Below are 11550 nucleotides of genomic sequence, written 5' to 3' on the forward strand. Positions count from 1 at the left end.
CACCTGGATCGCGCCGCGCGGCCGCGACGTATCGATCCAGACGTTCGAGCCGCCCGAAGCCGCCGGCCTGGATACCCGTGGCGTCAACCGCAATAGCTCGCTGACGATCCGCGAGGGCGTGTTCGAAAAAACGGTCACGACCACCGTCACCTATCGCTGCGCCGGCGCCGGCGAATTCGATCTCGGTCCCCTGACCGTGCCGTACCTCGTCGACGGCGAGACGCTTTCGACCATCGCGCCGACCGTTCACGTGCGGGTATTGCAAACCGCATGGGGGCGCCTCGTTTCCACGCGCGCCGCGAAGATCGCCCTTTTCGTCGCGTTGCTGGCCGCGTTCTGGATCGTCGTCCTCGGGAAGCGGCGCCGCGCGAAACGGCTCGCACCGGTCGTCGCGGCGGCGCCCATCGATACCCTCGAGCGCCTCGCCCGCGACGCCCGCGCGAATCCCGATTCGGCGTTTTTCGCGCGCCTCGAAGACGCGACGTGGCGGGAGCTGTTCGCGCCCGGGCCGGTACCGGACGAAACGACGACGACGCGCGTCTCCGAATTATCGGCGCGGGGCGTTCCCGCGGCGGTCTTGACGAGCGTGCGCGACATCGCAAACCTTTGCGCGCGCATGCGTCACGACGAGTCGGCCGCCAAAAGCGTGGGCGAGGCCGTGGACGCCGTGCGCCGGGCGCAAGCGGCGGTCGCGGATGCGAGGCGCGCGGCGGACCGCGAAACCGATTGAACCCGCGCCGCCGCCGGTTTGTCCAACGCGCGCAACGCACGACCGATTTCCCATTCTGAGAGGTATCGATGAATCTTCCGCCGGATATCCAGTCGCTGAACGAGGAAGTCACGGTCGCCGCCGCGTCCGTCGACGCGCTTGTCGCCGAGGTGAGCAAGGTCATTGTCGGGCAGCGTTCCATGGTCGAACGCATCGTCGTCGGCATGCTTTGCGGCGAGCATATCCTGCTCGAGGGCGTGCCGGGTCTCGCGAAAACGCTCGCCGTCAACACCTTCGCCCACGCGATCTCCGGGAGCTTCGCGCGCGTGCAGTTCACGCCGGATTTGCTGCCCGCGGACCTTGTCGGCACGTTGATCTTCGATCAGAAGACGGGCGAGTTCAACGCGAAGAAGGGTCCGCTGTTCGCGAACCTCGTGCTCGCCGACGAGATCAACCGCGCGCCCGCCAAGGTGCAGTCGGCGCTGCTCGAGGCGATGCAGGAGCACCAGATCACGCTTGGCGACCACACGTTCGTCCTTCCCAAACCCTTTCTGGTCTTCGCGACGCAAAACCCCATCGAACAGCAGGGCACCTACCCGTTGCCCGAGGCGCAGGTCGACCGCTTCATGCTGAAGCTGCGCGTCTCGTATCCGTCGCGCCAGGAGGAAAGGGAGATCATCCGCCGCTACTCCGGCGGCGATGTGCCCGAGGTTCGCGCCCTGATGACGCCCGAACGCATCATGGAACTGCGGCAGCTCGTGCGCCGCATTTACGTGGACGAAAAAATCACCTCGTACATCCTCGACATCGTGTTCGCCACGCGCGAGCCCGCCGCGTTGGGCATGGATTTTCTCGCGCCGCTCATTAATCTCGGCGCAAGCCCGCGCGCGAGCCTTTACCTCACCGCCGCGGCGAAGGCGTACGCGTTTTTGAACCACCGTGGATTCGTCATCGCCGACGACGTGCACACCATCGCGCCGGATGTGCTGCGTCACCGGATCATCGGCACGTACGAGGCCGAGGCCGAGGGCATGACGTCCGACGACATCGTCGCCCGCGTCCTGGAAAAGGTGCAAAAGCCGTGAGCGCGAGGATTGAGGATCGAGGATTGAGGATCGAGGCCATCGCAGTCGCTGTTGCGATGACCTTCGATTCTTGCAGCCTTTCAGCCTTTCAGCCTTTTTAAATGCTCCCCAAAGACCTTCTCCGCAAAATCCGCCGCATCGAAATCCGCACGCGGCGCCACGTCGACGAAACGTTCGCCGGGCAATACCACTCCGTCTTCAAGGGGCGCGGCATCGAGTTTGCCGAGGTGCGCGAGTACCAGGCGGGCGACGACGTGCGCTCGATCGACTGGAACGTCACCGCGCGCATGGGGCGTCCGTACCTCAAGCTCTTCGAGGAAGAGCGCGAGCTGACCGTCATGATCGCCGCGGACATCTCGCGTTCGATGGAGACCGGCTCGCGGGCGGAAACCAAGCGCGAAACGGCCGCAACCGTCGCCGCGATCGTCGCGCTGTCCGCGGTGCGTAATCAGGACAAGGTCGGCGCGCTGCTTTTTTCGGGCGACGTGCACAGCTTCGTGCCGCCGGGAAAAGGTCATCGCCACGCGATCCGCATCGTGCGCGACGTGTTGTACGAGGAGCCGCGCGCGCCGGGCACCGACTTGTCCGCCGCGCTCAACTACATTGGCCGCGTGCAGAAAAAGCGGTGCGTCGTGTTTGTGCTGACCGATCTTGTCGGCGTGCCCGACCCCGGCCGCGCGTTGCAGGTGACCTCGCGCCGGCACGACGTCGTGTTCATCCACATCGGCGACGCGCGCGAGCGCGAGCTCGCCGGCGCGGGCCTGATGCCGATGCGCGACGCGGAGACGGGCGAAATTCAGTGGATCGACCTGTCGGACGCCGCGACGCGCCAGGCGTGGACCGACGCAGCCGGCGCGCGCGACGCCGAATGGAAGCGCCGCCTCAATCGCCTGGGGCTCGATCGCGTGCGCATCACCGCCGGCGGCGATCCGGTCCCTCCACTCGTGCGATTTTTCGCCGAACGCGCGCACCGGTTCCGGTAATAGGTTTCACCACGGAGAACACAGAGGACACAGAGTGAAAACGGTATCCTCCGTTGTCCTCTATGTCCTCTGTGGTGAATTGCGATTCGTTAAACGCGCGCCGCGCGCCCCGACGGCAGCTTCGCCTGCCGCATCACGTCGCGCAGGCGCTCGACGCCTTCGTAGTTCGGGCAGCGCGTGCAGATCGCGTTGAAGAGCGTTTCGCCGTTCTGGAATTTGTAGTCGCGGTTTAAGTCGATGAGCTTTCCCGCGATGCGCGCGCGGTCGTAGTCGCGCGAGGTCCAGACATCCGCGAAGCGCGCGTCGTTGAGATTCGCGATCACCTTCGGCGCGCAGCAAAAGCTCACCTCGCCGCCGGCCCACACGCGCGAAAACGACCAGCCCGCGAAGCACCCTTCGCGCAGATACCGGTCGCCCGACCAGTTCTCCTCGCCGCGCGCGAGTTGCAGGTCGATGTTTTCGACAATGGACATCCCGGCGTCGCGCGCGATGCCGCGCGCGGACGACAGATCGCGCCGCACGCGCGCCAACTCGCCCGCGGTCATCGACAATGGCTTGTTATAACTTTCGATCGCGGTGAGCTGGTAGCGCAGGATGTCCACGCCAAGGGACGCCCCCAGGCGCGCGAACTCGATGACGCGATCGTGGTTGCGGTTGCACACCACATCGACCAGCACGATGCGCGGCGCGTCGGCCTTCGCGGCGCGTTTTTCGCGCACGAGATTCGCGATATTCTCCACCACGCGCTCGAATTCGCCGGCGGGCGGGCTTTCGTGCAGGCGCGCGTAGGTGTCGGGGGCGTCCGCCATAAGGCTGACGTACACCATGTCGCAGCGCGATTCGACGATCGCCCGGGCGAGCGGCGCATCGAGCCGAATGCCGTTCGTGAACAACGTCGCGAACAGGCCCTTTGATTTGACGTAGCGCACCATGTCCGCGATGCGCGGATGCACCGTCGGCTCGCCTTTACCCGAAAGCACAACGTCCTCGCCCGCGCGCATGTCGGCGAGGTCGTCGACGATGCGTGTGAACGTGTCCCACGGCATCTGCCGGCGCTTCCACTCGATGTCGAAGTCGCCGGCATCCGGCCGATTCTTCGCGTACGGCGAGTGAAACCAGCACTGAACGCAGTCCGTGTTGCACGTGTTCGTCACATCCAGATGAAACGTGCGCGGCCCGACGAACGCGCGGTTCGCGGTAACGCCAAGAGCGCGCAGGCGTTCGGTCTCCACGCCGCTTGCGACCGAGGCGGCGCGCAGCACGCCCATGATCTCGTCGCGATCGATCTCGAGGTCGATGCCCGCCGCCGCGAGCCGGCGCGAGGTGGCGTCGAGAAACGCACCCGCGCGTTTTGGCAGCATCGAAAGGGGCGTGGGCGAAAGCGTACACAGCTCGCCGTCGCCGATCGAACGCCCCGCGCGCGCGGCGACAAGCTCCGCGATCTCGCGCAGGCGAAAAACGTTGCCGCTCGTCACCGGGACGCGCACGCGACCGCGTTCGCCAAGCTCGGCCAGGCGCGCGACCGCCACGTCGAATCGCGGCGCTATCGCGTCGAGATGTTCGTGCAATACGTCCAGATCGCCCGCGAGCACGAGCGCGTTGTCCGCCGTCGATTCGATCGCCGGCGTCTCGCGCTTGATGCGCGGGTTCGTCACGAACGCGACGGGTGTCACACCGGCGGCGCCGCCGTTTGCCGCCGAGGCGTGCGTACCGCCGTTGCCCCACGCGTTCGTCGATCCGTTGCCGTTGCCGCCGCCGTTTGTCGCGCCGCCGGCCCCGTTCGATCCGCCCTCGTCGTCGCCGGTTTTCGATTTGCCGTTCGCGGCGCCGCCGTTTACCTGCACGCGCGTGAACGACGACACGAGCCCCGGCGCCTCGGCGTGGCGTGCATCCTCGCGCACGAGCCGGTCGGCTTCGGCGACAATCGCCTCGCGCGTCATGCCGCCTTTCGCCTTCGCCGCCAGGGTGTCGATAAGCCGGTGATCTTCCGGCGTCAGCCCGCCGTGCCGGCGCATGATCGCCTGGTTCTGGCCAAGGTTGTCGCAAATGCGAAAGCACCCCGGCAGCGGAAATTTCACGTCGTGACCGATGTTTTTCGTCAGCCACTTGCTGTCGGGGCGGATCGTTTTCGTCTCGCGCCGGAATTCGTTGTGCTTGTCCGAAAACCACACGGGCGCCACGCCGCTCTCGCGCACGTTGCCCGTCGGCACGCGGTGCGCCTTCAGGCAGCCGTTCACGAGCCCCATCGTCGTGATGCGGGAGTAGAACCAGCCCGCGGCGCACGGAATCGACGCGACGATGCCGTTGTCGAACACGCCCTTGTCCGCGTCGTATTCGTTCAGGCGGCGCAGCATCAGTTCGCTGTGCACGAACGGGCGTTCCGGCGGCGTCAGATTCTCGAAAAACTTGTTGACCGATCCGATCTGCGCCTGCGTCAGGGTGAACATCGACGTGCGGCCGGGGATCGGATCGAAGACGGAAAACTCCACCTCGTCCGCGTCCACGTCGCGCGCATAATCGATCATCTCCCGCAGCTCGCGGTAGTTCAGATTGTTCACGACCTGATAGATCTTCACGGTCGGCACGGGCAGCCCGGCGGACCGGCGCGCGACGATGCGCTCAAGGAACGCGGTCACAATGGCGAAGGTCTGCTCGCTCTTGTTCGGGTGCTGGCGCGCATAGGTGTTCGCGTTACCCGCCCACACCGAGGCGATGAGGTGGTCGAGCCCCACGTCGCACAGGCCGTCGAGCTGGTCGTTTTTCGTGCACACGAAGCTCGTGTTGACCGTGCAGCGCATGCCCGCGGCCTTCACCTGCCCGACGAAATCGACGAGGTGTTTGTAACATGTCGGGTCGCCGCCGCCGGCGAGAAATACCTCGCGCACGCGCAGGCGAGCGAGCTCGTCGATAAGGCGGAACGCGAGCGGCGGTTCCATCTCGCCCTGCTCGAGGGTGTCGTATCGGTCGCCGTCGCGCAAAAACGGCGAGCGCGCCCAGCAGCCGACGCAGTTGTTGGGGCACAGGTCGGTCAGGTCGACCTGCACGACCTCCGGGCCGATGAGCGCGCGGTCGCCGAGCTTCATGCCCGCGTAGCGAAGGGCTGTATCGCCGTCAATCGTCCTCAAGGCGTGCAAAACCCCCACGCCGCCCGATCGCGCGCGGCGGCGGAATATCCGCATACGATCGTTGATGCTAACACAAATCCCGTTACGATAGGCGCCATTCGGAAAGTCGGCGTTCGGCGAAAAGCGGAGGGCATGTTCGTTATGAATCGCACGGAATTTGAAACGCTTCGCGATCTTCCGGGCAAGGCGATCATCGAGGACATTCAACTTCGCTTTGTCCGTCCCTCGATTCGCGAACATCGCGGAATTCGAATTCGTCTTCCCATCAGTCCGGACCTCCTGATGAATATCAGCGTCAATGAGCGGACGGCGAAAAAGGTCGTCAACATCGTATCGCGGGGAACTGGTCCGAATTGTCGTTTGTGCGTCGACGGTTCGATCCACGGCATCGCGGGAAGGAGTCATAAACACGCGCTTCAATCCGAGGCCTGCCCCGCGAAAAATCTGCCGTATTTGAATCGCCGCGATGACCTTTCCGGAAGAAATATTCGGGATATATTCGACGAAATGTGCCACCTTGGATTGATAAATTTCAGGGGAAATTTCATACTTCCGTGAGCGTAAGGAGCCGGCGCATGGACGAAATCAAATCGATTCGAACCGCACTTCAGGGCATGCCGTCGATCCACGACATCGACGTCGTCGAAACCGGGTACGTGCGAATCGCGACAAAATTCCTGTACCCCGAAGGCGGTTTTGTCGACGTCTTTTTGGAACCACGACATTGCACGAGCCTGAAGTCCGCGCAGGCGGTGAGCGATCTCGGCGGCACGCTCCAATGGCTGCTCGATATTCAACTGGGACCAAACTTCCGGCGTGGTGGGCGACGCCGTGAAATCATCGAAAGCGTCTTGGAACTCCACGGCGCTCGCGAAGTTGAAGGAGCTTATGAGATCCCGATCCGCCAGCCCGACCGCGAGGGTCTCAACGAAGCCATCTTCAATCTGGGGCAGGTTTGCATCAAAATCGCCGACCTGATCTATACACAACGATTTTCGCGCAGATCGGCGCGCGCGCATGATGCCCGCCGCCTGGACTCCGAAACTGACCATTCGTCCTTGACACACGCCCACCGCTCCGGTTAGCTGAAATCGATCCAAGACCGACGCGCGAATTTTTTCACGACGAAAACGAAGGTCGGATATGAAACGCGATTTCCCGCACCTGGTCACGGCGATTCTGCTGTCGATCGCGATCCTGGCGGCCGCGTGCGCCAAGGAGCCCGTTGTCTTCGGCGCGGCCGGCGACGCCGAATTCGGCCGGGTTCCGCTCTACGACGTCCGCCGCAATCTCGTGCAATGGACCGACCGCCCGGTTTTCCTGACGGGCAAGTTCCAGTATCCGTTACCGCCCGGGTTCGTCGAGGAGTTCGACGCGTTTCAGGCGACAACCGACTTCGGTGAATTCGTCGTCCTGTCGCCTGCCGGAAAATACACCGCGACCGTCAATGAGATGAAAGAGGGCCGGCCGATCGAGGTCTACGGCCGCGTCTGGTCCTTCACGCCGCCGGGAAAGCGCCAGCCCGTGGTGGCGATCAAGGTGGGGTGACGGCGGGAAGCAGGAAATAGGAAAGAGGAAACAGGAAATAGGAAACAGGAAGCGGGAACAGCGATCAACTTTTGCGGCGCGCGCATGATTCGACTTATTTGAGGAGTGAACTTGTGAAGGGACATCGACGACGAAATATTTTTCCTGACGCGATCGACGATCGCGACGCCCCTACCCCCTCTCCCCTTTTCCTTTTTCTCATTCCTCGCCCATGACATACCCGGTCGTTGAGTTGAAACCCGGCCGCGAAAAGAGCCTGCTCGCGCGGCATCCCTGGGTGTTTTCCGGCGCGATCGCGCGCGAGCCCGGCGGCGAGCCGGGGGACCTCGTCGACGTGTTCTCGTCGCGCGGAGAGTTTCTCGCCCGCGGCGCGTACAATCCCCGCAGCCAGATCCGCGTGCGCGTTTTCACTTTCAACGACGAGCCGGTCGACGTGGACTTCTTCGCGCGCGTGATCGGAGACGCCGCCCGTTGGAAACGCGCGCTTTTGCCCGAGGACACGAACGCTTACCGCGTCTGTTTTTCCGAGGGCGACGGCCTGCCAGGCGTCATCATCGACGACTACGCGGGACACGTCGTGTTGCAGCTCCAGACGGCGGGCGCCGACCGACGCCGCGAGGACATCGTGAGCGCGATCGAGCGCGAGTTGTCGCCGCGCGTCGTGTACGAACGCTCGGACAGCGGCTTTCGCCTCGACGAAGGGCTCGAGAGGCAAAGCGGAACGCTCGCCGGAGACGCGCCGGACGATATCGTTCCGATCCGGGAGCGCGGGCTTCACTACTTTGTCGATATCCAGCACGGGCAGAAGACGGGATTTTACCTCGATCAACGCGACGCGCGCCGGCTCGTGGAGCGCATCGCCGAGGGCAAGTCCGTTCTCAACACGTTCAGCTACACGTGCGGGTTCGGCGTCGCCGCGCTTGTCGGCGGCGCCAGGCGCGTGGTGAACGTGGACGGCAGCGGGCCGGCGCTCGACATCGGCCGGCGCAATTACGAAGCGAACAAGCTCGCCGCGGGAGAGGACAGCTTCATCGAGGCGGACGTCTTCGATTTTCTGCGCGAGGACGAGGAGACGTTCGACATGATCGTCCTGGACCCGCCGGCGTTTTCGAAAAGCCAGGCGTCGGTACCGCGCGCGTTGCGCGGCTACAAGGAGATCATCATGCGCGGTCTGCTGCGCGTGAATCCGGGCGGATACGTGCTCGCGTTTTCGTGCTCCGGGCACGTCGACGCAGGACTCTTCCAGAAGGTCATTTTCGGCGCGGCGCTCGACGTGGGCGCGAGTGTGCAGATTCTCTCGCGATTGACGCACGCGATCGATCATCCGATCAACATCTACCATCCGGAGGGAGAGTATCTTTGCGGGTACTTCCTGCGCGTCGGCCGGCCGGGAACCCGAGCGCCTCGATACGACGATTGAGATCCCACCGCCGCGCGGCGACGGCGACAAGCGCGGCGCACGCGATCCCCACGAGAAATCCCCCGGCGACATCCGACGGATAGTGCACGCCCGCGTACACGCGCGTGAATCCCACGATTAGCGCGAACAACGCGACCACGATCGCGGCGGCGCGAAAATAAAACGCCAGCGCGGTCGCGATGGCCGCCATGTTCGCCGCATGGTTGCTCGGAAAACCCAGGCCCGACTTGCGCCCGATGACGATGCGCAGATCGTCGTATATCGCGGTGGGGCGCGGGCGCGCGATGAGGGGCTTCAGGATCTGCGAGCTGACGACATCGGCCAGGATGACCGCCGCGACGGCGACGAGCGCCACGGCGATCGCGCGCCGTCGATCGATCCGCGCGAGCACAAGCGCGACGATGGCGCCCGCGGCGATGCCCGGCCACGCCGGTTGCAGGGCGCGCGCCGCCAGGTCGAGAATTGGCGCCGCCAGGTCAGCATTGGCCAAGCGCAGCAGGGCGAGATCGATTTCGGTCAGCGACATGCGTCGATCCGGGACGGCCCAAACAGCACGGCGCCCCTCCGATGACCGGAAGGGCGCCGCGTGTGAATTCGAATTTCCTTACTTCTTCTTGTTGCCGCTCTTCTTGGTGAGCTTGCTCGGCTTGCCCGGCTTGTCGCCCGACTTCTTGATGAGCTTCTTGTCGCCGTCCTCGCCGATGGTGATGACCTTCTTCTCCGGCTGCGGCGTCGGCGCCGGCGTGGCGGCCTTGGGGGTCGGCACCGGGACCGGCTCTTCCTTACCGCAGCCGGCGGCCAGCGAGACGAGCATGAAGCAGAGCGCTACAAGCAGGGCAAAAGACTTTTTCATCGCGATCCTCCTGAGTTGACGATAAGGGCCGGCATGGGCCGACTCGCATTACTGACCTTGAGGCTTCGGCGGAACTTCCGGCCCCGGGGCATCATCGGCTCCCGGCGGCGGTGTGTTTCCCGGCCCCTCAATCGGTGTTTCCTCCGGTTCGGGTTTCGTGTCCGCCGGTGATGGCTCCGGCGTCGTTTCGCCGGCCGGCGCCGTGACCGGCGGGCTCACGTCGCCGTGAATCAATTCGCCGGTTGGCTGGGGCGTTGCCGCGGGCGCCGGCTTCGCGGGTGCGGCCGGAGATTGTCCCATCGGCTCTCCCGTGCCGGGCGCCTCGGAGCTCTTGCAGCCGGCAAGGGCCGCTAAAAACACCATCCCGATAACAAGAATCAACGCACGTTTCATGACATGACTCCTTCGATGCGGGTCAACTTACGGACCACATGCCCGCGGATCGTTCGTATGCAGGGCCGTCCGGCTCCATCGGAAGCCGATCGGCGCACCCTACCTCGATTTTCCAAAATCGACGCGAAACGATTGCCCGCAAGCGCCCAAAAACTACGCAGAACGCCTCGGAGATGTCAACGGTGTTTGAGGAAAAAGCAACGAGGAAAGAGAAATATCGCCACGCGCCATCCTCCCAAAGCCGCCGGCGGGTACCAAAAACCCCAGGCCTGTCGCGGGACCGATTCGGCGAAATCGCGGCGCGGGAAGTAACATCGCGAGCGTCGGACTCGCGATTTTGGAAACGGGCGCGATCATCGCCGCGCGGCGTCCGGCCTCTTTCCTCTTTTCTCATCTCGCGCGCCTTGACCCTCCGCGGTCAAACGGGTAAGCGTAACGCGTTGCTCATTTGGAAATCCCGGTCGAAATGGGTCGGGAATGCATCGACCCCCAACGCATGGAGTGAATCGTTATGCGTCGCCTTGCTGTTGTCCTGTTGATCCTGCCGCTTGCGATCGGACTAGGGGCGGGCGCCGCGGACGCCGCAAAGAAAAAGAGCAAGCTCGGCAGCAAGAAATCCTTCCAGGTCGGGGCCGATCTGGGCGCGTATGTTTTCAGCTACACGCCGTTCGGCAACGCCACCTTCCTCGAGGAGGACGCCTCGTTTTCCGCGTCCGGCGGCTTCGGCCCGATCTTCGGCGCGCACGCCAAGCTGTTCGCGGGCGGCGGACTCATCATCTACGTCGACATGGCCTATTCGTACCAGTCCGGAACGGCGGAGATCGAATTCGACAACGAAGATCTGCCGAACCCGTCGCAGGAATTCGACTACGGCCTGGAGATGTTTCGCGGTTCGGTGGGCTTTGGGAAATCCATCATGGCGACAAGCGTCGTCATGCCGTATTGGCTGCTTGGCGCCGGCCTTCACCATCTGGCCTTCCAGGAAGAGGATGAGGACGAGGCCGCGACAGGCACCGGCCTCGGGCCGTTCGGCGTGATCGGCGTGGACGCGCGCATCACGAAATATCGCGGAACGGCGTTCTACGCGGGCGGTCAGCTTCGTCTTGACATCATTTATTCGGTGACGCCGCTTGAGCGCGATCAGGCGGAAATCACGATGCTCTACGCTCCCATCGCGCTGATCCTTTCGGCCGGCGCGGAATTTTGAGCGTTTCGGCACATTGACTTGCAAGGGCGGGAACATAAAATGTCCCGTCCGGCCGCAAGACCGATATCCATGCGAGGTGAATCCTCATGATGAGTGGAACGCTGGCGAGCTTTTTCCGCGAGGGCGGGTCGGTGATGTACGTGATCGCGGCGGTGTCGGTCATCGCGTTGGCGATCATCGTGGAGCGGTTTTTCTTCATCTTTTTCCGGTTCAACATCAACGGTCCG

At 64.0% G+C, this 11550-nt stretch carries 11 protein-coding genes; 8 read left to right on the forward strand and 3 right to left on the reverse strand.

All coding sequences use genetic code 11. The features are described from left to right. The 3 genes from K8I61_15640 to K8I61_15650 all read left to right on the forward strand — a co-directional run. Positions 1–730, forward strand: a 730-nt coding sequence (locus K8I61_15640) for a hypothetical protein (protein ID MBZ0273471.1), incomplete at its 5' end; no start/stop codon positions are given. A gap of 68 nt (positions 731–798) precedes the next feature. Then, the gene (locus K8I61_15645; GenBank protein MBZ0273472.1) at positions 799–1794 is read left to right on the forward strand and encodes a MoxR family ATPase; all 996 of its coding nucleotides are present in this window, start codon (positions 799–801) and stop codon (positions 1792–1794) included. Positions 1795–1895: 101 nt separating this feature from the next. Then, on the forward strand, positions 1896–2777 hold the full coding sequence (locus K8I61_15650; protein MBZ0273473.1) for a DUF58 domain-containing protein: 882 nt from the start codon (positions 1896–1898) through the stop codon (positions 2775–2777). 89 nt (positions 2778–2866) lie between these two features. Here K8I61_15650 and K8I61_15655 read toward each other — a convergent pair whose 3' ends face one another. Further along, positions 2867–5902 carry a radical SAM protein gene (locus tag K8I61_15655; GenBank protein ID MBZ0273474.1) on the reverse strand — a complete coding sequence of 1012 codons (3036 nt, stop codon included), beginning with the start codon at positions 5900–5902 and terminating at the stop codon, positions 2867–2869. Positions 5903–6043: 141 nt separating this feature from the next. Between K8I61_15655 and K8I61_15660 the strand changes: the two genes are divergently transcribed. From K8I61_15660 to K8I61_15675, 4 genes are all read left to right on the forward strand, one after another. Continuing rightward, the gene (locus tag K8I61_15660; GenBank protein ID MBZ0273475.1) at positions 6044–6460 is read left to right on the forward strand and encodes a hypothetical protein; all 417 of its coding nucleotides are present in this window, start codon (positions 6044–6046) and stop codon (positions 6458–6460) included. 17 nt (positions 6461–6477) lie between these two features. Then, a complete protein-coding gene (locus K8I61_15665) occupies positions 6478–6987 on the forward strand; it encodes a DUF1828 domain-containing protein (protein ID MBZ0273476.1) in 510 nt (169 codons plus the stop codon). A gap of 58 nt (positions 6988–7045) precedes the next feature. Beyond that, on the forward strand, positions 7046–7450 hold the full coding sequence (locus K8I61_15670) for a hypothetical protein (protein ID MBZ0273477.1): 405 nt from the start codon (positions 7046–7048) through the stop codon (positions 7448–7450). A gap of 211 nt (positions 7451–7661) precedes the next feature. Next, positions 7662–8870 carry a class I SAM-dependent rRNA methyltransferase gene (locus K8I61_15675; protein ID MBZ0273478.1) on the forward strand — a complete coding sequence of 403 codons (1209 nt, stop codon included), beginning with the start codon at positions 7662–7664 and terminating at the stop codon, positions 8868–8870. Here the strand turns inward: K8I61_15675 and K8I61_15680 are convergent. Then, the gene (locus tag K8I61_15680; protein MBZ0273479.1) at positions 8779–9396 is read right to left on the reverse strand and encodes a phosphatase PAP2 family protein; all 618 of its coding nucleotides are present in this window, start codon (positions 9394–9396) and stop codon (positions 8779–8781) included. The two genes, K8I61_15675 and K8I61_15680, sit on opposite strands and share 92 nt — an antisense overlap. 78 nt (positions 9397–9474) lie before the next feature. Next, positions 9475–9723: a hypothetical protein gene (locus K8I61_15685; protein MBZ0273480.1), complete on the reverse strand. Its 249-nt coding sequence runs from the start codon at positions 9721–9723 to the stop codon at positions 9475–9477. A gap of 904 nt (positions 9724–10627) precedes the next feature. On the opposite strand from K8I61_15685, the gene K8I61_15690 reads away from it, so the two are divergent. Beyond that, positions 10628–11323, forward strand: coding sequence for a hypothetical protein (locus tag K8I61_15690; protein MBZ0273481.1), 696 nt, complete (start codon positions 10628–10630; stop codon positions 11321–11323). Positions 11324–11550: the final 227 nt, after the last annotated feature.

This window comes from bacterium, from assembly GCA_019912885.1.
Taxonomy (GTDB): Bacteria; Lernaellota; Lernaellaia; order JACKCT01; family JACKCT01; genus JAIOHV01.